We start from the raw sequence: 24,371 nt of genomic DNA, 5'->3' as shown, positions 1-24,371 counted from the left end.
GCTAGCCCGGCCGCCTCACGCGCGCCGGCCTAGGCATTCTCGCCAGCCGATGCCGTCTCTGCGCTCTTCGCCAGCTCCAGCTCGTCAATCGTCGCAGGCGTCTGCGCAGCCTTTCGCCATTGCGCGGGGGTGATGCCCATGTGGCTCTTGAACGCCCGCTGGAACGCCGCCTCGGACAGATATCCGACCGCTTCGGCCACCGCTCCGGTCGAGAGCGAGGATTTCCTCAGTTCGTTCGTTGCCAGCGTCATGCGGATGTCGGTCAGCAGCTCGCTGGGCGAACGTCCGACCTTCTCCTGGAATTGACGGGCGAGTGTCGCACGCGACATGTTGGCGAGCTGCGCGAGCTCGGGCAGTGTCCATGCGCGCGCGGGCGCATTGAACATGGCCGCGACGACCGGCGCGAGGCGTGGGTGACCTGCGAGCGCAAGCAGCCCGCGTGGCGCCTCCCCGGTCTCGCTGGCGAGGCGCAGCACGAGCGCGAACATCGCCGTCGACAACGCGTTCAGCATCGCGCGGCCGCCCAGCTGATCGTCTGCGGTCTCGCCGCGCATCAAAGCAACGAGGCCTGCGAGCTGCCCCGCCGTATCCCGCTCTCCGGCCTGCGCGCCGGCCCTCACGATCAGCACCGGTGGCAGATAGTTGCGCAGCAGCCGGTCGTGCGGCGGGGCGATCGAAAAATGTCCGCACAACAGATCGAGCCGGGCGTCCGAGCCGGGATTCTCGCTGATCGTGAAGTTGAGTGACGCGCGGTTGCGGGCCTTCAGCGGCGCAGCTCCGCTGCCGTCGTGCATGACGTGCCGGGGGTTGTGCGGCAGCAGCAGAATGTCGCCGGCCTCCAGTCGCAACGGCCGGCCTCCCGCCGGATCGTCCAGCATCGCCGAGCCAGCGAGCACCGCGTGGTACGGGATTTCGTTGGCCTCGCCCGGCCCCTGCTCGATCCGCCACGGCGCGCCGTAGGAGCAGCGCAGGTCCAGACGGCCGCGCACCGGCATCATCTCGAACAGCCGGCTGAGCCAATCCATCGTATTTCCCTCTCGATACGTTATTTGAGACGATTGAGCATATATACAAGCACATCAAGCATTCAACATCTCACATCACGACCATAGTGTCACTCCGCAATCGTTCACCACCCCAACACGGAGTGCCATCATGTCCCGCCTTTCCATCCCGAACCTCGAAACTGACGCCGGCCCCTCCGGCCAGGTCTATGCCCAGATCAAGAAGGCCATCGGCAGCGTGCCGAACACCTTTGCGGCCATCGCCGCCCATGGCCCCGCTGCGCTCAAGGCCGTGCTCGCTGCCGACACTGTGCTCGCCTCCGGCGGACTGACCAAGTCCGACAAGGAGATCATCAAGCTCGTCATCAGCGAGGCCGCCGGCTGTGACTATTGTGTCGCCGCCCACAGCCATCTCGCAAAGCTCGTCGGCCTGGCGCCGGAGGTCCTGAAGCAGATCCGCGATGGCCGGCCCACCGGTGATGCCCAGCGTGATGCGCTGGTCGCCTTCGTCGACAAGCTTGCGCGCACCAGCGGCACCGTCAGCCACAAGGATTTCGTCGCGATCAAGGCCGCCGGCTACAGCGACGCGCAGCTCGTCGACATCAGCCTCGCCTTTGCCACTACCGTGTTCACCAACGTCTTCAACCGCATCAACGACACCGAGATCGACTTCCCGGCGATCGCCTAACGCGACGGCCGCCACGTCGCTCATCTCACATCAGGGATCACGACCATGACCATGCTTGCCAACACCCACACCGCCCAAAATCCTCTCGTCCGCGCCCTGCAGGGATCCGGCCTGCTCGCGGAAGATCTCGACTACCATGTCGTCCGCGCCTCGATGGTGATCATGTTCTTCTTCTTCGGTTACCAGAAGTGGTTTCCGTACGAGTTCGAACGGCTGGTCCCGTTCATCAGCAACGGCCCATTGATCTGGTGGCTCTATCCCGTGTTCGGCCATGCCGGCGCCAGCTACCTCCTCGGCGTCTCCGAATGGACCTTCGGCGCGCTGCTGCTCGCGGGCTTCTGGAGCCACCGGCTTGGCGTGCTCGGTGCCCTCGGCTCGACCGGCACCTTCATCGCGACCGTCACCATCATTCCCTTCATGCCGGAGGGTTGGGACCTCGCCGCGGGAGGCTTCCCCGCGATGACGGGCAACGTGCCCTTCCTGATGAAGGACGTCGTGCTGCTCGCAGTCTCCTTCTATCTGCTAAGGCAGGATCTGGTTCGCCTGACGCGGTAACAGGTTGCATTCTGCCCAAGGCGACGCGTCGCCGGCGAGCTTTCCAGCTCGCCGGCGATTGCACGTCGCGACGATCACGGCAGTGTGCCCGCAAGCAGCCGTTTTCGCAGAGCATCGATGAACGCTCTTACCCGGACGGGCATTTGCGCGCGAGTCAGGAAAACCGCCCATATCCCAAGCTCGACCGGCGCGGCATCCGCCAGAACGATGCGCTTCAACTCGCCGCGTTCAATCCGCTCATAGACATCCCAATAGGTCATCATGGCGACCCCCACGCCCGCAAGACAAGCCGCTCGAACAGCGTCGACTGTGCTGGCCGACAGCGGGCCGGCGATCCGGATCTGCTCCAATTCGCCTCCACGTACGAACGGCCAGGTCTCCATCGCATGAAGCTTGATGCAGGGGTGGCTCACCAGATCGCCCAGCGTTGCCGGCTCGCCAAAGCGAGCGATATAGGCTGGCGATGCGCAGAGGATGTAAGGATTGTCGGCGAGCCTTGTCGCGATCATGTCGGAAGGCTTCATCGGCGCCACGCGGATCGCAACGTCGAGACCCATCGACGCGATGTCGACGCGATCGTCGCTCAGGACAAGATTGACCCGAAGCGCCGGATTGTCCGCGATCAGCTTGGCCACGACGGGTACGATGACGGCATGGCCGATGACGTTCGGCGCGGTGACCTTGAGCACACCTGAGAGGCCCGAGCCGGCGGACGACACGGACTCGAATGCTGAATCGCGGGCGGCTATCAGGGCAGCGGCGTGAGGCAGAAAGGCCTCGCCCTCGGGGGTGAGCGATAGCGAGCGCGTGGTCCGATGAAACAGACGCGCGCCGAGCTCGGCTTCGAGCGCTGCGAGCCTTCGACTGACCAACATCGGCGTTGTGCCCATCTCTCGCGCCGCGGCTGACAGGCTACCGGCGGTCACGATGCTGCGAAACAGCGCCACATCTGCGAAATCCATTTTATAACGATAATCGATAAAGTGCTTAGCTTCCAGCCGGACTTCTGTCGGCTCACGGCAAGCTCTAGATCGATCTCCAGCAAGGGAAGCCACTCCCGAAGGTAAAACCCTGGAGAGTCAAATGATGGACCACGAAGCGAAGGCGCTTTTCACGCCGATCGATATAAACGGCCGTACCGCGAAGAACCGTCTTGCCGTTGCGCCAATGACGCGCATCACGGCGACCCAGGACGGCCGGGCCACCGAAACCATGACGCGATACTACGAGCGGTTCGCGCGAGGCGGGTTTGGAACGGTCATCACCGAGGGCATCTACACAGACCAGGCGTTCTCGCAGGGCTACGTCCATCAGCCCGGCATGACCGACGAAGTGCAGGCCAAGGCCTGGAAGCCGGTCGTCAACGGCATCAAGTCGCACGGAGCGGTGGCCATTGCCCAGATGATGCATGCCGGAGCGATCAGTCAAGGCAATCGCTTTCGCGACAGCACGGTCGGGCCGTCTGCCATTCAGCCCAAGGGCGAGCAGATGACATTCTATCACGGAAAGGACCGCTACGTGCTGCCGGCAGCCATCACGGAAGAGCAGATCGCCGACGCCATTGCCGGCTTCGCGGACTCGGCCGCGCGAGCGATCCACGTCGCCGGGTTCGACGCCATCGAGATTCACGGCGCCAACGGCTACTTGCTCGACCAGTTCCTGACCGACTACGCCAACGGCAGAACCGACCGCTGGGGCGGCGCAACGGAGAACCGCGTGCGGCTAATCGTGGAAACCTTCAAAGCGGCGCGTGCGAAGGTCGGGAGCGCGGTGCCAGTCGGGGTCCGCATCTCGCAGGGCAAGGTGAACGACTATCATCACAAATGGGCGGGGGCGGAGCGTGACGCCGAAATCATCTTCGGCAGCCTCGGCGATGCCGGCGCCGACTTCGTCCATGTGACCGAGTTTGAGGCGTGGAAGCCCGCTTTCGTCAAGGACGGCCCGTCATTGATGCGCCTCGCCAAGCGCTACGCCGCCAAAGCGGCGATTTTCGCCAATGGCAGCCTGCACAACATCGAGCAGGCGGTGGCTGCGCTCGACGATGGCGCCGATGTCGTCACGATAGGCCGCGGGGCCTTGGCGAACCCCGATCTGCCCAAGCGCCTGTTGGACCGCAGCTCTCTGGATGAATTTGACCCTGCGATCCTCGGCCCCATCGCTGACATCAAGGACACCGAACTGATGATGTGAGCCCATCCCGCGACGTCGACGCCGCCTCGAAAGGAACGATCATGACGGACGTGATCTCCGATGCCTCGGTGGCGTTGTCGCTCATGCTGGAAGCATTGCGCATGCTCGATGAGCCCGGGCATTCGAAGGCCGCGGCCCACCTTCGAGCGGCCATCGAGGAGCTATCGCCTCACACCGCGCAACAGTTGCTTCCACCTCTCGGTGAGGCTCCGAGCGGGTCCTAAGTCGTCATCGGGCGCGTGACCGCGACGACGTCATTCATCATTTCGGCACCGCGCATCTCACCGCACGACCCATGAGGACGGCCGGGCTGCGATGGTCGAGGCCACCTGTGATTTGATCAAAAGACTTCAGATATGAAGCCTATGAATTTTCAAATCCATTCTCGATCACAGATCGCAATCGAAGATATACTTCTCATAAGCATTTGAAATTGCATATTTATATTATTCACTTCGATCACGACAAAGCGAACCAATCCCACTCTCGCATGATGTATTTTTATAAAAACGCATTTCGAATAGAGACGTCCAACAGTCGGATGCAGCCGAAAGGATCAATGGCATGGCCAAGTTCGCCTTCTTCGTCGAGTTGAAAGCCAATCGTGGCAAAGAAGCGGAAGTCGAAGCTTTCCTGAAGCAGGGCGCCGTGATGGCGAAGGCAGAGGCCGGAATAGTGGCGTGGTACGGGCTCAAGGAAGAGGAGCCGGGACGCTACGGAATCATCGACACGTTCAATGACGAAGTCGGACGAGATGCGCATTTGAACGGCGAACTTGCAAAGGCGCTGTTCGCGAAGGCGGACGAGCTGTTTTCCGAAGCTCCCAAGGTGCACCGGCTTCACGTCATCGCCCAGAAATAGAGCGTCTTACCGGGGCTCTTCGTTGCAAGGCAGATGATGAGCTTGGGCGGCGCGACTTAACGAGCTCTTCAGCGAAGCGACCTCCTCCCGAATTCTCCTGAAAAGGACTCACGATGAACCAGGAATCGCCCAAGCCCACTGTCGTCCTTGTGCACGGGGCCTTCGAAGACGCGTCGATCTGGAATGGAGTGATTGAGAGGCTCCAGCGCGACGGCTACCCGGTCGTCGCCTTCGGCAATCCGTTGCTGGGCCCGGCAATCGACACCGCGTACCTGCGCAGCCTGTTGGACAAGATCCAGGGGCCCGTGATCCTGGCGGCCCACTCCTACGGCGGGGCCGTCATCACGCAGGCCGGGGACGACCCCAAGGTCAAGGGCCTTGTCTACGCGGCCTCCATCATGCCCGCGGCCGGGGAGGCCGCAACCCATTTGCTCGAACGCTACCCCGGCAGCACATTCCCCACGTCCGTCGAGCCGACCACGTACACCCTGCCCGACGGGACCAGCGGCACGTATCTCCTCTACCAGCCCGACAAGTTCCACAGCAACGTTGCCGCCGACGTGCCCGCGAGCGTGGCCGCCCTGATGCTCGCCGGCCAACGCCCCATGAACCTGGCGGCCCTGACCGAACCGCTGTCATCCGCGGCATGGACGAGCAAGCCGAGCTGGCAAGTCAGGCCGCTGCAGGATCGCGCCATTCCGGTCGACGAATACAAGTTCGAAGCCGATCGCGCCCATTCCACCGTCATCGAGGTGAACGCTTCGCACGCCGTCCCCGTCTCCAACCCGGACGTCGTAGCCGACGCAATCAAGCAGGCCGCCCGCGCAGCAGCGAAATAACGGCGTCCGCAAAGCGCGGTCGCTTGGCGTCATTCAAACAGGAGGCCCATCCGATGACGCAGGACAGTGAGCAAGAAGCAACGCCGCCCTGGGATGCGGCTCGGGTGAACCTCACATCGAACGAACTGGCTCCCGGCGTTTTCGCGGTCATGCCCGACGACGTGTTCGAGAAAGACCACGTCGCCACCACGGCCGGTTTCGTGATCGGCGAACGCAGCGTACTCGTCGTCGAGTCGATGCTGAATGGCGATCTCGCCGCGCAGCTTATCGGGCTCGTACGTCAAGTGACGTCGAAGCCGATCCGCTTCCTCGTCAACACCAGCTATCACGGTGACCATGCCTACGGGAATTACCTGTTTCCCGACAGCACTGTCGTGATTCAGCATCCGGCGACCAAGCGCTACATGGAAGAAAGCTTCGAGGACGATCGCCGTTTCATGATCGGCCTCATGGGTAAGGGGAAGGGCATTGAACGCGTGCAGGCCCGCTCCGCTGACATCACCGTCCCCGACATGATCAGTGTCGATCTTGGCCGCCGCATCGTCGAGGTCCGCCACTTCGGGTTCGCGCAGACGCCAGGCGACCTGGTCATCTGGGCGCCAGACGCGAAGGTGCTTTGGGTTGGCAACATGATTCAAGCACCGTCTCCGGCGCTTCCGTGGCTCCTCGAAGGGCGGCACAAGGAGACGATCACGACCCTTGCCCGCGTGCGCGACTTCCTGCCGGAAGACGCGACCATCATTCCCGGCCACGGCCGGCCGATGCGTCCCGCGGACATCGAATTCCCGCTTCGCTATCTTCGCGAGCTCGACAGCGCCGTGCGCACGGCAATCGCAGAAGGTCGATCGATCGAGGCCACGCTCGAGGCGGTCGCCATGGCGCACTACGGTGAGTACAGCCTGTTCGATTGGGCGCACAACTCCGTCAACGTGCCCGCCGCCTTCCGCCACCTGCAAGAGCCGGGCGGCGGAGTGGCCTAGGGGAACACGCATCGGAGTCGACCGCGAGCCTGGAGCATCTCGCCGTGTTCGCAACCCTATCGATGTAGCTGATATTACGTCGATTCTCCCTTGCACCGCCACTTGCGGTGCGCGTCACCTCATTGCCGGCTCGCAAGGTGGCCCCTTTCGCTGATAGACACAGTGTCGGAGGCAGCTTTCGTCATGGAGCAGTTCGACTCGCTCCGAATCTTCCGGACCGCAGGACGGAAAGGGACTGCGGATTGGTCGGTGCAAGGAAGTCTACCCCCGTTGTGGTCTTCGCCCTTGGGCGATCAATTTGCGGGAGCAACCCTTGGCGAAAGGGTTACAGGAGGGGGAAATCAAGCAGGAGCTGCAAAATGGCGGACACCTGCGCAATGTCCTCATCATCACCAAGACGATTGAAGGTATGGCCGAGCACCTGGCCTATGTTCGGCCGAGCTGGCGACGCGAATTCCTGCCGCTGCGAACCTGGGGCGACAAGGAAGATCGTACCTACAAGGATTTGGACCGGCTGCTCGTGCTTCTCCGCGACGACTTCGGCTATCGGGGCTTCATTGGGCTCTACATGGATGGTGATCCCGATCTCGTGCGCTATCGCGCGCTTTCGGAAAGCGAAGAGGCCGACGGCAAACCGTAACGCTCTTATCTGACAGCGCCGCTGGTGACCCTACCGGCAGGGCGCTTCGGCGATCATCCGCGCCTGCTCGAGAAAGCTCCGCAGCGGCACGGTCGGCGGATGGCTTTCATCCTCGCGTGCAACGGTCTCGTAATTGTGCACGATCACCATTCCGGACTTCGGAATCGCGAGAATCCATTGGCCGAAATAGCCCCATGCGAAATACGAGCCCGCCAGCACCGAATCGTCGGGCACCTCCGGCATCCACCACAACAGCCCGTAGGACGCCCGGCGGCGAACTGCGTTGGGTGGATGCATCTCTGCCGAGCGCGTGACCGGCGTCGTGATCAGATGCGTCCAACCGGCCGGCACGATTTGACGGCCCTGCCATTGACCTTCCACCAGCATCAGTTCGCCAATACGCGCCATATCGCGCGCCGAAAGATAGAAAGGATAGGCCAAGTGGCTCGAACGCGAGGGCTTGCCGCTGCGGTGATGGCGCGCGCGATCGAAGTCTTCCAGGCCCAGCGGAGCGGCTATGTCCTGCGCGAAAGCATCGTAGAGGTTACGCCCCGTACGCTGCTCATAGACGTCGCCCGCGACGTTGAAATCCCAATTGTTGTAAAGGAAGTACTGCCCCGGCAATTGTGAGCCGCGGGGAGGCGCGCCCGCCGCGTCGTCGCCCGGATTGGCAGCCGGATGATAGACACCCGAGCGCGCGGCAAGCAGGTCGCGCACGCGGGCCTCTCGCTCGATCGGCAGCAGACCGCCGACATCGTCGATCCCGAGCTCGGCAAGCGTCGCATCGAGGTTGATGCGGCCGTCCTGCACGGCCTGACCGTACAACATCGCAAGCAGGCTCTTTCTCACGGAACGAACGAGCGACGGCCGCGCAATCGGTCCCTCGCTGAAGACAATCTGATCGCCCCGCACGGCCATGAAGGCTGTGGTGGCCTGATGGCGCAATTGCCCGCGAAGGCCAGCCAGCACGGCGCGGCATTCGGCACTTTGAGCAGCCTGAGCATCAGTGCGCCAATAGGTGGAAGCCGGAAGGTCAGAGTTCGCTCCGGCCGACTGGCCCGCCTCCTCAGCCGCGGCGTCGGCGGGCCTGCCCCATCCGGTCAGCAGGACGAGCACGAAGACAGCGAGACCTCGAGAAAAGCAATAAGGCATGATCGACGTTTGACCCGAAACGGACCGACAAAACAAGCGGCCGTTCACGCGCCGGTTTGCTGTCGCTTGGGCACCGGTCTACGGCATCCACGTCTGTTCCGCTGTGAGCCTGTCGGAGGAGGTGACCCTCTCACCCGCAAAACAAAAATGGCTCGCTTGATGCGAGCCATTTTCTCATCGGGACCGGTAAGGTCCGAACCTGGTTGCGGGATACACTACCACGACCATGCTGGGACGAACGCCGTTCAGCGATTCCGGGCCGCCAGGTCACGTCACGCGTCAGCGAAGGCCGCCGGTGACGTGAAGTGTCTCGCCCGTGACGTAGGACGCTTCGTCCGAAGCGAAGAAGGCCACCGCGGCAGCGATCTCCTCAACCTTGCCGATGCGGCCAAGCGGGGTGGTGGATTCGATCCAGTTGCGCATGTCGCCCTCGTGCAGGCCGGCGGACACGACGCCTTCGGTGGCGATCATGCCCGGATTGACGGCGTTGACGCGGATCTTGCGCGGCGCGAGCTCTTTCGACAGCACGGAGGAGATCGCATCCACCGATGCTTTCGTTGCGGTGTAGACGGCGGTGTTCGCCGGCGCGATGGTCGACACGCCGGAGCTGATGTTGATGATGCTTCCCCCCTTGGGATTGAAGTGCTGCACCGCTTCCCCCGAGATCAAGAGAAGGCCGAGCACATTGAGGTCGAAATGCTTGTGGAAATGCTCAGGCGTGATGGCCTCGAGCGCCGCGAACTCGTAAATGCCCGCGTTGTTGACGAGGATGTCGATCGCACCAAACGCCTTCACGGTCTCCGCGACGACGCTTTTCACGTCCTTGGCGTCGGCCAGGTTACCATGGACCGCGACGGCTTTGCCCCCCTTGGCGATGATGGCGGCGACCACGCGGTCGGCGGCCTCTTTGCTGGAGCTGTAATTGACGGCGACCGCCGCACCCTCAGCCGCAAGCCGGGCGGAGATTTCGGCACCAATGCCTTTGGATGCGCCAGTCACCAGCGCAACTTTGCCTTCGAGTCTCTTGGTCATCGCATGTCTTCCGTTGTTCGGCGGGATGCCGATATTCAATAGTTCAATACTAGTGAACTATTGAATGAGTTCAAGGGGCATGCTATATTTTGGGCATGGTGCAGTTCGTTCACCCATCGCGGGACGAGATTACACTCGCCGGGGTGCTTGGAGCTCTCGCGGATCCGATGCGGCTGCGCATCGTCAAAAGCCTGGCCGCGCAAAACGATTGCATGTCGTGCACCGAGGCGGCGCCCTGCCCCGAAATGGCGAAGTCGACCCTGTCGAACCATTTTCGGATCCTGCGGGAGGCCGGCCTGATCCGGACGTCAAAGCAAGGCGTCCAGCACCGCAACGTTTTGCGCGAAGAGGACATCAACGCGCGGTTTCCGAAACTACTGAAAATGATCCTGAGCTATCCGGACTGAGGGCATTCGCGCACGACAGATTTGTGGAGCGCGCAAGGGATCGGCTGATGTTGCCACCCGGCGTATCCCAAAACAAAGATGGCCCGCGCTTCCGTCCCGGCGCGGCATGCTGCCCGGCGTTTGCGCCATGATCGATTTTCTGGCCACAGCGCTGAAGGCCCAGGTCTGGCGCGCCGTCTCTGCGCCGACCTGCTAGGGCTGCAAGACATGTTGCTCCGCGCGCGTGACGGAGCCTCCAAGCAGGCAACCCACAGGACGGTTGTCGGCGAAGCCGAGCCGCACCCGGATCTCGGACAACGACCCCATCGCCCGGCCCTGCATGATGGTGATCCGCGCGCTGTTGCGCTCGACCAGGCCGTTCTTGAGCAGTCCGAACGCGAGCGCCGCGGCGGCAATGCCGGTGGCAGCATCTTCCGGGTAGCCTGATGATTTCGGAAACTGTCGCGCCTCGAAGCGCCGTTCGCCCTGATGTTCGATGGCGTAAGGGTAAAGTCCGGTGGACCCGATCCGCCCGCAGCACGCCTCGATCTGCGCCGGGTCCGGCACCAGGTCATTGAGCTCGCGGACGCCCTGGATCGGGATGAGCGTCTTCACGCGTGACGTGACGGCGTTCTGCACCGGCATATCAAGCAGATCGCGGCGCGACAGCTTGAGCGTCGACAGAACGTCCTCCTCTTCGGCACGCGAGAGATCGACGACCTTGCCGACAGGCTGGCTGATCTCGACGGACGGTTCGCCCGAGTCCACACGATCGACATAGCCCGTTACCGATCCGCTGCGCGTCTCGATGCGGACCTGTTCGCCCGGCAAGCGCCCCTTGGTCGCGAGGACCCAGAGCGCGCCGATCGTCGCGTGACCGCACATCTCCATCTCGTGTCGCGGAACCCAGAACCGGAAGGCATAGTCGGCGTCGCCGCCGGGAGCCGGCAGGACGAAGCCCGACTCGTGCCCGAAGTGCCGGGCCACCGACTGCATCCCCGCAGCGGTAAGGTTCGATGCATCGATGACAATTGGACAGGGGTTGCCGCCGCGCCCGGTGTGGGTGAACACGTTGACAAGCTCGACCTCGGTCATCGGATAGCTCACTTCATGGAGGGCAGGACGGTGAAGGCGCGACGGCGGCGACAACAGCGATGGTATAGCTATTGCGGTGACATCTGAGACAGCCGATTTGGCCGAGGGGCTCTGCGCGACCGAAGCGGCTCCCGCACAGGTCGCAAAACAAAAATGGCCCGCTCAACGCGGGCCATTTTCGTATCGGAACCGGTAAAAGTCCGAATTTGGTTGCGGGGATAGGATTTGAACCTATGACCTTCAGGTTATGAGCCTGACGAGCTACCGGGCTGCTCCACCCCGCGTTAAACCGTTGCTTTGCCTTGGCCAAAATGCCGGGGACGATGAATGAGGGCCGGCGCTATTCGCGTGGCTTGCTCTCGCGTCCCAAAGGCTTCCTTGGAAGGCAACCCCGGGGCAAAGCCCCTCGGGTGCGAGGCGTATGTACCAACCCGGGCCGCCTTTGGAAAGGGCCGACGGGACGTTTTTTTCGACTTTATGACAGTGAGTTGGGCCGATTTCCGACCCGTTTGGTGCGCTCTTGCCAGAAGTTCCACAAAGGCCCAGCTTGCGGGCAATAAAACCAGGGGCAAACGCCATTTTCAGGGGAGACCGCCCATGGACCACACCTTGGACCGACCCATAGACCGTCCCTCGGCGAGCGCGCCACTCCCGGCGCTGAAAGATGCCTTCGAGGCGATGGTTGCGCGGGCGCGCGCCGAGCCTGCACCTGACCTGGCTGAGCGGCTCGACCGGCTGGCGCGGCTGCGTGCCGTGGTCGCGGACAATGAGGAGCGTTTCCGGCAGGCGATCTCGGCCGATTTCGGCCACCGCTCGGCCGTCGAGACCACCATCGCCGAGACGATGCTGGTGTTCTCCGAGATCCGGCATGCGACCAAGCACCTGAAGAGCTGGATGGCGCCGCAGCGCGTGGCCACCACGCTGCAATTCCTGCCCGCGCGCAACCGGCTGATCCCGCAGCCGCTCGGCGTCGTCGGCATCATCGCGCCCTGGAATTATCCGCTCCAGCTCACGCTTGCGCCCGCGATCGGCGCGATCGCCGCCGGCAACCGTGTCATGATCAAGCCGAGCGAGCTGTCGCCGCACTTTTCAGTGCTGCTGAAGGAGACGGTGGCCGCGCGGTTCGATGCCAACGAGGTGCTCGTCACCGGCATCGAGGACGAAGTGGCAAAAGCCTTCGCACCCCTCCCCTTCGACCATCTCGTCTTCACCGGCTCGACCCGGGTCGGCCGGCTGGTCGCGGAGGCCGCCGGGCGCAATCTCACGCCCGTTACGCTCGAGCTCGGCGGCAAGTCGCCTGTTATCATCGACGCCTCCGCCGATCTCGAGGAGGCGTCCGAGCGCATCGCCTACGGAAAGTTGCTCAATGCCGGGCAGACCTGCATCGCACCGGACTACGTGCTGGTGCCCGAGCGCTCGTTGCAGGCCTTCGCCGAAAAAGTGCGCGCGCAGATGCGGCGCATGTTCGGCACCGATCCAGCCAACAAGGACTACACCTCCGTCATCTCCGACCGGCATTATGCGCGGCTTGAAGGACTCGTGGCAGATGCTGCGCAGCGCGGCGCAAAAATCCTGCAACCGGCGAAAGCGGACGATCCGAACTGGAAAGCACACCGCAAATTCCCGCCGACACTGATCGTCGGCGCGACCGAGGCGATGGCGGCGATGCAGGAGGAGATTTTCGGCCCCGTTCTGCCAGTGCTGGGCTATCGCGATCCGGCGGAGGCGATCGCTTTCGTCAACGCCCGCGACCGGCCGCTCGCGCTGTACTGGTTCGGCAAGGATCGCGCCGCCCGCGACGAGGTGCTGTCGCGCACGATCTCCGGCGGCGTCACCGTCAACGACTGCCTGTTCCACTTCGCGCAAGCCAACCAGCCGATGGGCGGCGTCGGCGCATCCGGCACCGGCGCCTATCACGGCGAATGGGGCTTTCGCACGTTCAGCAAACTGAAGCCGGTGTTTTATCGCTCCAAGTTCAACCGCCTCGCCGACCTCTATCCGCCCTATGGCGGCAAGATCGCGCGGCTGGAGAAGTTGATGCGGTTCATGTCGTAAGTTTCAACACCCATCATTGCGAGCGCAGCGAAGCAATCCAGAATCCCTCTGCGGTGACAGCCTGGATTGCTTCGCTTCGCTCGCAATGACGGCAACAAAGAAAATGCAGAGGGGGAAACATCGGTGACTGACACATTCGATTTCGTCGTCGTGGGCGCGGGCTCCGGCGGCTGCGCGGTGGCGGGGCGGCTGTCGGAGGATGCGGCGACATCCGTGGCGCTGCTCGATGCCGGCGGACGGAACGACAATTGGCGGATCACCACGCCATTCGGGCTTGCCCTGCCGTACAGCGCGGCCAATTGGGCCTTCGATACCGTGCCGCAGAAGGGATTGAACGGCCGCATCGGCTATCAACCGCGCGGCAAGGGCCTCGGCGGATCCTCGGCGATCAATGCGATGGTCTATATCCGCGGTCATCGCGCCGACTACGACCACTGGGCCGCGCTCGGCAATGCCGGCTGGTCGTATACGGACGTGCTGCCCTATTTCAAGCGCTCGGAGAACAATTCCGATTTCGACGGCGAGTATCACGGCAAGGGCGGTCCGCTGCACGTCAACAGACTGCGCTCGGAGAATCCGATCCATGACGTCTTCCACCAGGCCGCGCGCGAGGCGCAGTTCCGCATCCGCGAGGACTTCAATGGTGAGGACCAAGAAGGTCTCGGCAGCTACCAGGTGACGCAGCACCATGGCGAGCGCTGGAGCGCGGCGCGCGCCTATCTGCAGCCCCACATGGACAAGCGCGCGAATCTGCGCGTCGAGACGGGGTCGCAGGCCACGAAAATCCTGTTTGAGGGCGGGCGCGCGGTCGGCATCGAATATGTGCAGGGCAAGCAGACGAAGCAGCTGCGTGCCCGCCGCGAGGTGATCCTCGCCGGCGGCGCATTCCAGTCACCGCAGCTATTGATGCTGTCGGGCATCGGCGATGGCGAGGCGCTTCGTACGCACGGCCTCGGCGTCACGCATCATTTGCCGGGCGTCGGGCGCAATCTGCAGGACCATCCGGATTTCGTGTTCGTCTACGCCTCCGACTATCCCCACTTCGTTCACTCGTCACTGGGACGGCTGCCATCCCTGCTCCGCGCCATCCAGCGGTACCGCAGGGAGCGACGCGGCCTCATGACCACCAATTTCGCCGAGTGTGGCGGCTTTCTGAAAACCAGCCCCGACCTCGATGTGCCGGACATTCAGCTGCACTTCGTCATCGCGATGCTCGACGACCACGGCCGCAAGAAGCACAAGGAGGCGGGCTTCTCATGCCATGTCTGCCTGCTCAGACCGAAGAGCCGCGGCAGCGTTTGGCTGAAGAGCGCCGATCCGCTCGCTGCACCCATGATCGATCCGAACTTTCTGGGCGAGGCGGAGGATCTCGAGGCGATGGTCGCGGGCTTCAAGACCACGCGACGGCTGATGGAGACGCCTGCGCTGCGCGCGTTGCAGAAGAAGGACATGTTCACGTCCGACGTGAGGACCGACGAGGACATTCGCGCCATCCTGCGCAATCGCGTCGACACCGTCTATCATCCCGTCGGCACCTGCAAGATGGGCACCGATGCGATGGCCGTGGTCGATCCGAAGCTGAAGGTGCACGGCATCGAGGGCTTGCGCGTCGTCGACGCCTCGATCATGCCGACGCTGATCGGCGGCAACACCAATGCGCCGACCATCATGATCGGGGAGAAGGCGGCGGATATGATCAGGGCGGAGATGCGGACAAACTAGCGGTGCGGCACGAACGGGACTTTTCGAGCTGCAACCGGCCGGGATAGACTGCTCATCTAGCTCGGAGAAGTTGATGCGCGCCGCTGCCTCGGAGTTTTGCCTGACATGACGCGTGGACGACGAGTCGGACTTGCGGCAGCGATCGCGCTAGCGCTTTTCGTTGCCTATGAGGTGATATCGTCGTTCGTCGCCTTCACCGACGACGCCTATGTTCAGTCCGATCTGGTCGCGCTCGCGCCTCAGGTGACTGGGCGCATCATTGCCGTACATGTCGCCGACAATCAGGATGTGGCCGAGGGCAACCTGCTTGCGAGCATCGATCCCGTACCTTTCCAGTTGGCCCTGGATCAGCGGCGTGCCGATCTTGCCGAGGCCCGCGCGCAGATCGCCTCCGACCAGCACCGGATCGCGTCGGCACGGGACGCGTTGGCGGCGGCGAGCTCGGCCGCGGATTTTGCGAGCGAAAACGAAAAGCGCCTGACGACGCTCGCCTCGGCCCAGGATGTCTCCCGCGTCGCGCTCGACCAGGCGAGCGATACGCTGCGGCGCGCGAATGCGGCACGCGACGCCGCACAGGAGTCGGTCGCCGCGACGGAGGCCACGCTATCCATGCATCAGGCGACCGAAACCCGCGCCAATTCGGCGCTGGCACTCGCAGAATGGCAGCTCGCCCGCACCAAGCTGGTCGCACCAACCAGCGGCACGGTGACGTCGCTCAGCCTGCGCGTGGGCGACACTGCACAGGCCGATGTGCCGCTGATCGGCATCGTCGATGCCCGCGCCTGGCGCATCGTCGCCAACTTCAAGGAAAGCTACATCCGCGGCTTTGCCGTCGGCAGCACGGCCTGGGTGTCGCTGGACTCAAATCCCTGGCATCTACACCGTGCCAAGGTGACCGGCATTGCTCGTGGCATCAGCCGCGAACCCGTGCCCAATCGCCTGCTCAACTACGTGGCGCCGACCACTGACTGGATCCGCCTCAAGCGCCGCTTTCCGGTGACGCTGACGCTGGTCGATCCGCCACCAGACCTGAGACTCTATATGGGTGCCGACGCCAGGGTGGTCGTGCTGCCATGAGCGGGGCCGCGACGAGAGCGATCTCTGCATTGCGGCGGGAGTTGCTGGAGATCGATCTGGCCGGCCCACGCGGCCATCATTGCAGCCGCGTTGCACTGGCCGTCACGCTGGCCGTGATCGTGGCGCTTGTGCTGCGGGTGGACGCACCATGGTGGGCGGCGATCAGTGCCTTCGTCTCGACGCAGGTGACGGCGCCCTCTTCCTTGCGTCGCGGCGCCCTGCGCATCGTCGGCACCGCGATCGGTGCCGCTGCAGGCCTGCTCTTGAGCCCGTGGCTGATCGAGGACCAGGTTGCACTGAGCCTCGCACTGTTCATCGCCAGCAGCATCGGCGTGCTCGGCCTGCAAGTCAGTCGCCACGGCTATGCCTGGCTGCTCGGCGCCGTCACGGCCGACATGGTGCTGCTCGCAACGCTCGACGATCCGACCTCGGCGCTGTCAGTCGCCTGCAACCGTACTGCCGAGGTGACGATCGGCACTCTCGCCGCCATTCTGGTCTCGCACCTGCTGTCGCCGCGCGAGGATCATGCGCCGCCACGTCCGCGGGCGCCGGGCTGGTCCGACCTTCTCGGCGCGCAATGGGCCTCGACCCAGCACGCAATGCGCGCGGGCCTTGGTGTGATGCTGGTGCCGCTGGCATGGAGCTGGCTGCAATTGCCGAGCTTCTCGCAGGCCGCGATCACGGTCGCGGCCGTGATGGCCGTGCCGGCAATATCCGACGACGATGCTGCGAATCGCGAGAAGATCGCGGCCCGTGGCACGCATCGCATCCTCGGCTGCCTGATCGGCGGCCTCGCCGGCCTCGCGGTGCTGATCGCCTCGTTCGAAAACTTCCTGCCCTGGCTTGCCGCGCTTGCCATCGGGGTCTGGGTCGGTGCGCATGTCCAGGCAAGCGCGCGCGATATCGGCTATGTCGGCACACAGGGCGCGGTCGTCTTCATCATGACGATGGTGCAGGGATCAGGGCCGCCGTCCAGCATCATTCCCGGCATCGAGCGCCTTGCCGGTATCACCGGCGGGCTGCTGATCGTCGAGATCGTGGCTATCCTGCTGACGCCCTCGGCTAGGAGCGCTGAAACAAGATAATGCGTAGCTCTTCTCCCTCTCCCCGTTCTTACGGGAAGAGGGTTGGGGTGAGGGGCTATCTCGGCAAAAGCGGTGAGAGTTGGACTCGCGGAGACCCCCCTCACCCGGCTTTACGCTGCGCGCAAATCCGGCCTCTCCCCGCAGCCGGGGAGAGGCGAAGAAAGTCAATTCAACAAGAACCCGCCATCCACCGTCACGATGCTCCCCGTCATGTACCGCGACGCCTTCGAGGCCAGCAGCAAAATCGCGCCGTCGAGATCGGACTCGGCGCCGACACGGCGTTGCGGGATGCGTTTGGCCAATCGCTCGCCCGCGGGCGTCGACCAGAAGGCGTGATTCATTTCGGTATCGATATAGCCCGGCGCCAGCGCGTTGATGCGGATGTTCTGGCCTGCGAGCTCCAGCGCCATCGCCCTGGTCGCCTGGAGGATGCCGGCCTTGGAGATCGCATAGGGCGACACCGCCTTCAGCACGCCAGTGCCGAGCACGGAAGCGATGTTGACGATGTTGCCTTCCTGCTTGCGCGCGATCATGCGGCGCGCGACTTCGGTCGCGAGGAAATAGGCGCCCTTCAGATTGGCGCCGATCACGGCGTCCCAATCGGATTCGGTCTGCTCGGTCGCGAGTTTCTCGATGGCGATGCCGGCATTGTTGATCAGCACCGTGATCGGACCGAGCGCGGCTTCCGTGGCATCCACAGCCTTGGCGATCGATGACATGTCAGTGACGTCGAGCGCGACCGCAGCAGCGCGGCCGCCCTTGCCGCGGATCTCCTCCTCCAGGCTCTTCAGCTTGTCGGTCTGCCGCGCCGCGAGCGCGACGGCCGCGCCATGGTCCGCCAGAACCCGGGCAAATTGCCGCCCCAGCCCCTGGCTTGCGCCCGTCACAAGGATGGTTTCTTTACTGACGTCGAATAGATCTGACATGACGCTTGCCTTGAGCGTTTTCCCTGAGCTTTGGAGCCATCAATACAGACGATTTTAACGATCTGAAACCGGAATGATCGGTCCGGCGTTCATTCGTTCCATCGACGCAAGCGTTCCATCGAGGCAGGCCTGACGCTCATGAACAGTTTCGATCTCGCGGTCTATGCGGCACTCGCCGTCGCGATCGGCTTCGGTTTCAGGACTGGCCTGCTCGGCAGCGCCATGACCATTCTCGCCTATCTCCTGGCCGCTCCCATCGCCGTCGCGCTGATGCCGCTGATCGTGCCGCAGGTCGCGACCAATCCGAACGCGCCGCTGCTGCAAAACTGGATCTGGTTCTTCGGCATCTTCGTGGTCGTCGGCATGCTCCTTGGATATATCGGCCGCATGGCGCTGAACGACACGATACGCGAAGCCGGGATCGGCGACCGGCTCGCCGGCGCCGCACTCGGCGCCGTCAGGGTCGGCCTCGTCGCCACCACGCTGGTGCTGGTGTTCGACCAGATCGTGCCGGCCAACCGCCAGCCGCCGTTCCTCGCCGGTTCGCATCTGCGGCCGCTGTTCTCGGCGGCCGGCAAGATGGGCTTCAAGACATTGCCGCCGGAGGCCGCGGCCGCGATCGACCGCCTCAAGCAGGAACGGCGCATCTAGCTTATTGTCTGGGCATGATCTTTTCGGAAAACCGCTGCACACTTTTCCGGATCATGCCCGCACATTTGCATCGCCGCGCGACCGCGCCATGCATTTTGACGCGGCCCCCTCCCTTATCAGCGGCGCCACGATTGGCTAGAGTGCGGCCCGTCTAAAACCTGCCTGACATTACGGGAGTGAAACAGTGGATCTTGGGATCAAAGGTCGCCGCGCCATCGTCTGCGCATCCAGCAAGGGCCTCGGCCGCGCCTGCGCCATCTCGCTGGCGGAAGCCGGCGTTGACGTCACGCTGACCGCGCGCGGCGCCGAAGCCCTGAAGAAGACGGCCGACGACATCCGCAAGGCCTATCCGGGCGTGAAGGTCACCGAGATCATCGGCGACATCACGACGCCTGCCGGCCGCGAGGCCGTGCTGAAGGCCTGCCCCGAGCCGGACATCTTGATCAACAATGCCGGCGGCCCGCCGCCCGGCGATTTCCGCAACTGGACCCGCGACGACTGGATCAAGGCGATCGACGCCAACATGCTCACGCCGATCGAGCTGATCAAGTCGACCGTCGACGGCATGATGGCGCGCAAGTTCGGCCGCATCGTCAACATCACCTCGGCGGCGGTGAAGGCGCCGATCGACATCCTCGGCCTCTCCAACGGCGCGCGCGCCGGCCTCACCGGCTTCATCGCCGGCCTGTCGCGCAAGACGGTGATCAACAACGTCACCATCAACGGCCTGTTGCCGGGTCCGTTCGAGACCGACCGCTTGACGGGCACCGCAAAGGCCGAGGCCGACAAGCGCGGCACGACACCGGAGCAGATCCTGGCCGAGCGCGCCAAGCTCAACCCCGCCGGCCGCTTCGGCCAGCCCGACGAGTTCGGCTATGCCTGCGCCTTCCTCTGTGGCGCCAAGGCCGGCTTCATCACGGGCCAGAACATTTTGCTCGACGGCGGCGCGTTCCCGGGCACGCTCTAGTGCCACCGATTTGAAGTTCCTGCGGTGTATGCCGCGAGTTCTGTCAGGAACTTCAAATCGATAAGTGGCACTAGAATTTTGAATTCCTTTCTGGGGCCCGCTTTCCGAAGTTCGCGTTCGAGGTAGCAGCAATGGTTCACGAACTTCGGAAAGCGGGCCCCAGATGAGAGCGGTCTGGTACGAACAGACGGGACCGGCGGCGGACGTCCTCACCTATGGTGAGATGACGACGCCGGTCGCGGGTCCAGGCGAGGTCCGCATTCGCCTGGAAGCCTCCGGCGTCAATCCGGCCGATGTCGGCCGGCGCGGCGGCAGCTATCGTGCGATGGAATACGAGCGCGTCATTCCGAACAGCGACGGCGCGGGTTTCGTCGACCAGATCGGCGACGGCGTGACGCGCTTCAAGGTCGGCGACCGGGTCTGGTTGTTCAACGGCCAGCGCAACGGCCGCGCCTTCGGCACGGCGGCCGAATATATCGCGCTCGCCGAGCAGCTGGTGACGCCGCTGCCGGATCATCTTTCTTTTGCGGAAGGCGCAACGCTCGGCATCCCCGCGATGACCGCATGGTGCAGCCTGTTTGCGGATGGGCCGATCGTCGGCAAGACCGTGCTTGTCACCGGCGGCGCCGGCGCGGTTGGCCATTATGCCGTGCAGCTCGCCAAATGGGGCGGCGCGCAGGTGATCGCGACAGTCAGCTCGGCGATGAAGGCCGAACAGGCCCGGCGCGCGGGCGCCGATCTCGTGGTCAATTACAGGGACGAGGACGTCGTTGCCAAGGCGATGGCGTTCACCGGCGGACGTGGTGTCGATCGCGTGGTCGATGTCGATTTCGGCGGCAACATCGCGACCACCTTGAGGTTGATGGCGGTCAATTCGACGATCGCGGTCTACGCCACCAACGGCAACCGCACGCCAACGGTGCCGATGCGCGAGCTGATGGAAAAGTGCATCGCGTTGCGCACGCTGGTGCTGTTCGCGCTGCCGCCCGCGCTGCTCTCGGCGGCGCAGGCCGACATCACGAAATGGCTGGCGGCGGGACCGCGGATCCACACCATCGCGGCGCAGTTCGCACTGTCGGACACGGCGCAGGCCCATCTCGCCGTCGAGAAGGGCGACAAGCTCGGCACCGTGATCGTCGACTGCGCGCGGTAGCGACTTAGGATACCGGCGTGGTCCGCTCGTCGGTCCAGTCGATGCCGAGCTCGTCCATGCCATCGGCGAGGAGATCGCCCAGCATCGGCTCGCCCAGCAGGTATTGCACCGCCTCGCGCCGGGGCGCCTTGTATTCGGCGCGGGCCTCGGCGGCGCGGGCACGCAGATCGTCCCATTCGTCAATCGTGCCGTCGCCGCGGCCGAGCCACATCAGCGTGACGAGGTCAAGCTGCTCGTCCTCGTTCATCGCCTGGATGAAGCCGGAGAGTTCGGCTGCGACCGGATCGGAATTGGTGTCCTCCAGCACGTCGATCTCGTCATCGTCGGTCGCGTTGGACCCCGAGTCCGGATCGGACGCCGCTTCCTTGACGTCGAATTCGCGGGCCTTCTCGATGATGAAGGCGACCTTCTCGGCGGAAATGGCGAGCTCTGGCATGGGTTTCCCCTTCGCGTGTGGTTCTTTCTGGTCTCGGGTTCCTGCGATAACGCAACATCGCGACAGATGATCCATTGCCTTCGACGGCGGAAGACCGCATCTTTCGCGAAAGCAAGAAAATGAGGGGCGCGCCGCATGCAGTGGAAAGTCGGCAAGGTCAAAATCACCAAAATCGTGGAATTGGAGACGGTCGGCTCGACCCGCTTCATCCTGCCTTTGGCGAGCAGTGACGAAATCCGGAAGCTGCCCTGGCTGATCCCGCATTTCGCCACCGAAGAGGGCCGGCTAAAAATGTCGATCCATTCGCTGGTGGTGGAGACGCCGACGCGCCGCATCGTGGTCGACACGGGGCTGGGCAACGACAAGCAGGGCCGCGGCGTCCCGGTCTGGAATAACCGCAGTACGCCGTTCCTGGAGACCATGACTGCGGCAGGCTTTCCGCCTGACAGCATCGACACCGTGCTGTGCACGCATCTGCATGTCGATCACGTCGGCTGGAACACGAAGCTGGTCGACGGCAAATGGGTGCCGACGTTCTCCAATGCGCGCTATCTGTTCGGCAAGACCGAGTATGAATATTGGCGTGACTATACGGCCGAGCCGGACAAGATCGCAGTGTTCAACGATTCCGTGAAGCCGGTCGTCGATGCGGGCCTGGCCGAGTTGATCCCGAGCGATCACCGGCTCTGCGAGGAGATCAGCGTGATCCCGACCCCCGGCCACAGTCCCGGGCATATGAGCGTCCTGATCGTATCCGGCGGCGAACAGGCGCTGCTCAGCGGCGACGTCGCCCATCACCCCTGCCAAATGGCGCATCTCGACTGGTGCTCGGTCGTCGACACCGATACCGCCCAATCGGCGGAAACCCGGCACAAGGTGTTCGCGCGCTTTGCCGACACCCCGACGCTGGTGGTCGGCGGGCATTTCTCGGCCGGGCACATCAAGCGGGACGGGGATGCGTTCAGGTTTGTGGTGCTGCAATCGTAGGGTGGGCAAAGCCACCGGGTCGCGCGAATGCGCGCCCGATGACAGGCTCCGCGTGCCCACCATACCGGGCCATCAAAAAGAATTGGTGGGCACGGCGCTCCGCGGCTTTGCCCACCCTACAAAGGAAGGGCTGCAATGCGCCCCGTTTTGAGCGGTTGAATTTCCCGCCGCCCTGTTCCATGAAGCTATTTAACCGATCGGTCCATCTCCAGGGAGAAACGAGAATGAAGCTTGTTCGTTATGGCGAAAAGGGTGCGGAAAAGCCCGGCCTGATCGACAAATCCGGCCAATTGCGCGACCTGTCGGCGCATGTGAAGGACCTGACCGGCGAGGCCTATTCCCCTGATACCCTGAAGAAGCTGGCGGGCCTTGACCCGGCCTCCCTGCCCGCCGTCTCCGGCAAGCCGCGCTTCGGCGCGCCCGTCACCGGCATCTCGAAATTCGTCGCCATCGGCCTCAACTACAGCGACCACGCCAAGGAAACCGGCGCCGCGATCCCGACCGAGCCGATCATCTTCATGAAGGCCAACACTTCGCTGTCCGGCCCGAACGATGCGGTCGAGAAGCCGCGCGGCTCGACCAAGCTCGACTGGGAAGTCGAGATCGCCGCCATCATCGGCACCCGCGCAAAGTATGTCTCTGAAGCCGATGCGCTGAACTACGTCGCCGGCTATTGCGTCTGCAACGACGTCTCCGAGCGCGCCTTCCAGATCGAGCGCCTGGGTCAGTGGACCAAGGGCAAGTCGCACGACACCTTCGGCCCGGTCGGCCCGTGGCTCGCGACCAAGGACGAGATCAAGGACGTGCAGAACCTGTCGATGTGGCTCGACGTCAACGGCGAGCGCCGCCAGACCGGCTCGACCCAGACCATGATCTTCTCCATGGCCAAATGCGTCTCGTACGTGTCGCAGTTCATGACGCTGCTGCCGGGCGACATCATCACCACCGGCACCCCGCCCGGCGTCGGCCTCGGCATGAAGCCGCCGACCTTCCTCAATGTCGGCGACGTCGTCACGCTCGGCATCGAAGGCCTCGGCGAGCAGCGCCAGGAGATCGTGGCGGCGTAAGGCCTCCGCCCTCTCCCCGTCATTGCGAGGAGCGAAGCGACGAAGCAATCCAGACTATTTCCACGGAGACAGACTGGATTGCTTCGCTTCGCTCGCAATGACGAAAACAAATTGCCGGTCACCGCGTAGGACATTTTCCGATGAAACTCTCCTTCTCCGCCGCCTCGCCCTTCGCCCGCAAGGTGCGCGTCGCCGCGATCGAGCTCGGGCTGATCGACAAGATCGAGCTGACGCCCGCGACCGTCGCGCCGGGCACGGTCAATGAGGATTATTCGCGCATCACGCCGCTGAAGAAGCTGCCGGTGCTGATCACCAATGACGGCGACGTCATTCTGGATTCCTACGTCATCGTCGAATATCTCAACGAGATGGCCGGTGGCAGCCTGATCCCGGATTACGGCCCGCGGCGCTGGAAGGCCAAGACCAATCACTCCCTGATCAACGGCATGCTCGATTCCATGCTGCTGTGCCGCTACGAGAAGATGGTGCGGCCGCAGGGCCTGCAATGGCAGGCGTGGTCGGACGACCACTGGAACCGGGCCTGGACCGGCATGGCGCGCTTCGAGAACATGCCCGAAGTTTTGAACGGCCCGTTCGACATCTCGCAGATCGGGCTCGTGTGCGTGCTCGGCTATGCCGACTTCCGCTTCGCCGATTGCGGCTGGCGCAAGGCCTATCCGAAACTCGACGCCTTCCACCAGAAGATGCTGGAACGCCCCTCGGTCAAGATCTCGGTGCCTCCAGCCGCCTAAAGCGCGATGAAGAACATCGCGCTTTAGGGTTGTTGTTTGACCATGATCTTGTCGGAAAACCGCTACACACT

Annotated in this window: 26 protein-coding genes and 1 tRNA gene; 19 read left to right on the top strand and 8 right to left on the bottom strand. The window is 63.6% G+C overall.

Translation table 11 applies throughout. The features are described 5' to 3' along the window. Positions 1-29: 29 nt before the first annotated feature. Entirely contained in the window at positions 30-1,025 is a 996-nt protein-coding gene (locus tag OWC48_RS10355; protein ID WP_282519893.1) for an AraC family transcriptional regulator, read from the bottom strand. 130 nt (positions 1,026-1,155) lie between these two features. On the opposite strand from OWC48_RS10355, the gene OWC48_RS10350 reads away from it, so the two are divergent. Then, positions 1,156-1,692, top strand: a complete 537-nt coding sequence (locus tag OWC48_RS10350) for a carboxymuconolactone decarboxylase family protein (RefSeq protein ID WP_282519892.1) — start codon at positions 1,156-1,158, stop codon at positions 1,690-1,692. A gap of 45 nt (positions 1,693-1,737) precedes the next feature. Further along, entirely contained in the window at positions 1,738-2,247 is a 510-nt protein-coding gene (locus tag OWC48_RS10345; protein ID WP_282519891.1) for a YkgB family protein, read from the top strand. 74 nt (positions 2,248-2,321) lie between these two features. Here the strand turns inward: OWC48_RS10345 and OWC48_RS10340 are convergent, their stop codons facing one another. Next, entirely contained in the window at positions 2,322-3,209 is an 888-nt protein-coding gene (locus OWC48_RS10340; protein WP_282519890.1) for a LysR family transcriptional regulator, read from the bottom strand. 124 nt (positions 3,210-3,333) lie between these two features. On the opposite strand from OWC48_RS10340, the gene OWC48_RS10335 reads away from it, so the two are divergent. From OWC48_RS10335 to OWC48_RS10310, 6 genes are all read left to right on the top strand, one after another. Next, the gene (locus OWC48_RS10335; protein WP_404979735.1) at positions 3,334-4,437 is read left to right on the top strand and encodes an NADH:flavin oxidoreductase; all 1,104 of its coding nucleotides are present in this window, start codon (positions 3,334-3,336) and stop codon (positions 4,435-4,437) included. A gap of 41 nt (positions 4,438-4,478) precedes the next feature. After that, the gene (locus OWC48_RS10330) at positions 4,479-4,661 is read left to right on the top strand and encodes a hypothetical protein (protein WP_282519888.1); all 183 of its coding nucleotides are present in this window, start codon (positions 4,479-4,481) and stop codon (positions 4,659-4,661) included. Between the two features lie 340 nt (positions 4,662-5,001). Continuing rightward, positions 5,002-5,298: a putative quinol monooxygenase gene (locus tag OWC48_RS10325; RefSeq protein WP_282519887.1), complete on the top strand. Its 297-nt coding sequence runs from the start codon at positions 5,002-5,004 to the stop codon at positions 5,296-5,298. Positions 5,299-5,411: 113 nt separating this feature from the next. Further along, positions 5,412-6,137 carry an alpha/beta fold hydrolase gene (locus OWC48_RS10320; protein WP_282519886.1) on the top strand — a complete coding sequence of 242 codons (726 nt, stop codon included), beginning with the start codon at positions 5,412-5,414 and terminating at the stop codon, positions 6,135-6,137. A gap of 53 nt (positions 6,138-6,190) precedes the next feature. Next, on the top strand, positions 6,191-7,117 hold the full coding sequence (locus OWC48_RS10315) for an MBL fold metallo-hydrolase (RefSeq protein ID WP_282519885.1): 927 nt from the start codon (positions 6,191-6,193) through the stop codon (positions 7,115-7,117). Positions 7,118-7,430: 313 nt separating this feature from the next. Next, positions 7,431-7,757 carry a hypothetical protein gene (locus OWC48_RS10310; protein WP_282519884.1) on the top strand — a complete coding sequence of 109 codons (327 nt, stop codon included), beginning with the start codon at positions 7,431-7,433 and terminating at the stop codon, positions 7,755-7,757. A gap of 30 nt (positions 7,758-7,787) precedes the next feature. On the opposite strand, the gene OWC48_RS10305 is transcribed toward OWC48_RS10310, so the two are convergent. Together OWC48_RS10305 and OWC48_RS10300 are read right to left on the bottom strand one after the other, a co-directional pair. Beyond that, a complete protein-coding gene (locus tag OWC48_RS10305) occupies positions 7,788-8,957 on the bottom strand; it encodes a serine hydrolase (protein WP_282519883.1) in 1,170 nt (389 codons plus the stop codon). Positions 8,958-9,188: 231 nt separating this feature from the next. After that, complete coding sequence (locus OWC48_RS10300; RefSeq protein ID WP_282519882.1) at positions 9,189-9,941, bottom strand: SDR family NAD(P)-dependent oxidoreductase; 753 nt, start codon at positions 9,939-9,941, stop codon at positions 9,189-9,191. Positions 9,942-10,036: 95 nt separating this feature from the next. Between OWC48_RS10300 and OWC48_RS10295 the strand changes: the two genes are divergently transcribed. Then, complete coding sequence (locus tag OWC48_RS10295) at positions 10,037-10,348, top strand: helix-turn-helix transcriptional regulator (protein ID WP_282519881.1); 312 nt, start codon at positions 10,037-10,039, stop codon at positions 10,346-10,348. A gap of 192 nt (positions 10,349-10,540) precedes the next feature. On the opposite strand, the gene OWC48_RS10290 is transcribed toward OWC48_RS10295, so the two are convergent. Then, positions 10,541-11,422 carry a PhzF family phenazine biosynthesis protein gene (locus tag OWC48_RS10290; RefSeq protein WP_282519880.1) on the bottom strand — a complete coding sequence of 294 codons (882 nt, stop codon included), beginning with the start codon at positions 11,420-11,422 and terminating at the stop codon, positions 10,541-10,543. A 207-nt stretch (positions 11,423-11,629) separates the two neighbouring features. After that, positions 11,630-11,706 (bottom strand) — tRNA-Met (locus tag OWC48_RS10285). A gap of 313 nt (positions 11,707-12,019) precedes the next feature. Here OWC48_RS10285 and OWC48_RS10280 point away from each other — a divergent pair. The 4 genes from OWC48_RS10280 (at position 12,020) to OWC48_RS10265 (ending at position 17,361) form a co-directional block, all read left to right on the top strand. Beyond that, positions 12,020-13,477, top strand: coding sequence for a coniferyl aldehyde dehydrogenase (locus OWC48_RS10280; RefSeq protein ID WP_282519879.1), 1,458 nt, complete (start codon positions 12,020-12,022; stop codon positions 13,475-13,477). A gap of 123 nt (positions 13,478-13,600) precedes the next feature. Beyond that, positions 13,601-15,199, top strand: coding sequence for a choline dehydrogenase (locus OWC48_RS10275; RefSeq protein WP_282519878.1), 1,599 nt, complete (start codon positions 13,601-13,603; stop codon positions 15,197-15,199). Between the two features lie 105 nt (positions 15,200-15,304). Next, on the top strand, positions 15,305-16,276 hold the full coding sequence (locus OWC48_RS10270) for an HlyD family secretion protein (protein WP_282519877.1): 972 nt from the start codon (positions 15,305-15,307) through the stop codon (positions 16,274-16,276). Then, positions 16,273-17,361, top strand: coding sequence for an aromatic acid exporter family protein (locus OWC48_RS10265; protein WP_080586654.1), 1,089 nt, complete (start codon positions 16,273-16,275; stop codon positions 17,359-17,361). Before OWC48_RS10270 ends, OWC48_RS10265 begins: the two co-directional genes overlap by 4 nt. Positions 17,362-17,525: 164 nt before the next feature. Here OWC48_RS10265 and OWC48_RS10260 read toward each other — a convergent pair whose 3' ends face one another. Further along, positions 17,526-18,287 (bottom strand): SDR family oxidoreductase, encoded by a 762-nt coding sequence (locus OWC48_RS10260; protein WP_282519876.1) that lies wholly within the window; start codon positions 18,285-18,287, stop codon positions 17,526-17,528. Between the two features lie 138 nt (positions 18,288-18,425). Here OWC48_RS10260 and OWC48_RS10255 point away from each other — a divergent pair, with 138 nt between their 5' ends. From OWC48_RS10255 to OWC48_RS10245, 3 genes are all read left to right on the top strand, one after another. Beyond that, the gene (locus OWC48_RS10255; protein WP_282519875.1) at positions 18,426-18,938 is read left to right on the top strand and encodes a CvpA family protein; all 513 of its coding nucleotides are present in this window, start codon (positions 18,426-18,428) and stop codon (positions 18,936-18,938) included. A 184-nt stretch (positions 18,939-19,122) separates the two neighbouring features. After that, positions 19,123-19,905 (top strand): SDR family oxidoreductase, encoded by a 783-nt coding sequence (locus OWC48_RS10250; protein ID WP_282519874.1) that lies wholly within the window; start codon positions 19,123-19,125, stop codon positions 19,903-19,905. 163 nt (positions 19,906-20,068) lie between these two features. Then, the gene (locus tag OWC48_RS10245) at positions 20,069-21,058 is read left to right on the top strand and encodes an NADPH:quinone reductase (RefSeq protein WP_282519873.1); all 990 of its coding nucleotides are present in this window, start codon (positions 20,069-20,071) and stop codon (positions 21,056-21,058) included. Between the two features lie 4 nt (positions 21,059-21,062). Here OWC48_RS10245 and OWC48_RS10240 read toward each other — a convergent pair whose 3' ends face one another. Next, on the bottom strand, positions 21,063-21,494 hold the full coding sequence (locus OWC48_RS10240; RefSeq protein ID WP_282519872.1) for a DUF3775 domain-containing protein: 432 nt from the start codon (positions 21,492-21,494) through the stop codon (positions 21,063-21,065). Positions 21,495-21,629: 135 nt separating this feature from the next. Here OWC48_RS10240 and OWC48_RS10235 point away from each other — a divergent pair, with 135 nt between their 5' ends. The 3 genes from OWC48_RS10235 to OWC48_RS10225 all read left to right on the top strand — a co-directional run bounded on the left by OWC48_RS10235 (position 21,630) and on the right by OWC48_RS10225 (position 24,300). Continuing rightward, positions 21,630-22,481, top strand: a complete 852-nt coding sequence (locus OWC48_RS10235; protein ID WP_282519871.1) for an MBL fold metallo-hydrolase — start codon at positions 21,630-21,632, stop codon at positions 22,479-22,481. A gap of 224 nt (positions 22,482-22,705) precedes the next feature. After that, positions 22,706-23,548, top strand: a complete 843-nt coding sequence (locus tag OWC48_RS10230) for a fumarylacetoacetate hydrolase family protein (RefSeq protein WP_282519870.1) — start codon at positions 22,706-22,708, stop codon at positions 23,546-23,548. A gap of 140 nt (positions 23,549-23,688) precedes the next feature. Beyond that, positions 23,689-24,300 carry a glutathione S-transferase family protein gene (locus OWC48_RS10225; protein ID WP_282519869.1) on the top strand — a complete coding sequence of 204 codons (612 nt, stop codon included), beginning with the start codon at positions 23,689-23,691 and terminating at the stop codon, positions 24,298-24,300. The last annotated feature ends 71 nt before the right edge of the window (positions 24,301-24,371 follow it).

Source organism: Bradyrhizobium sp. Arg816 (assembly GCF_029989365.1).
Lineage (GTDB): Bacteria > Pseudomonadota > Alphaproteobacteria > Rhizobiales > Xanthobacteraceae > Bradyrhizobium.
Note: the sequence above shows the minus strand (reverse complement) of the source record. Positions and strands in the feature narration are given on the sequence as shown.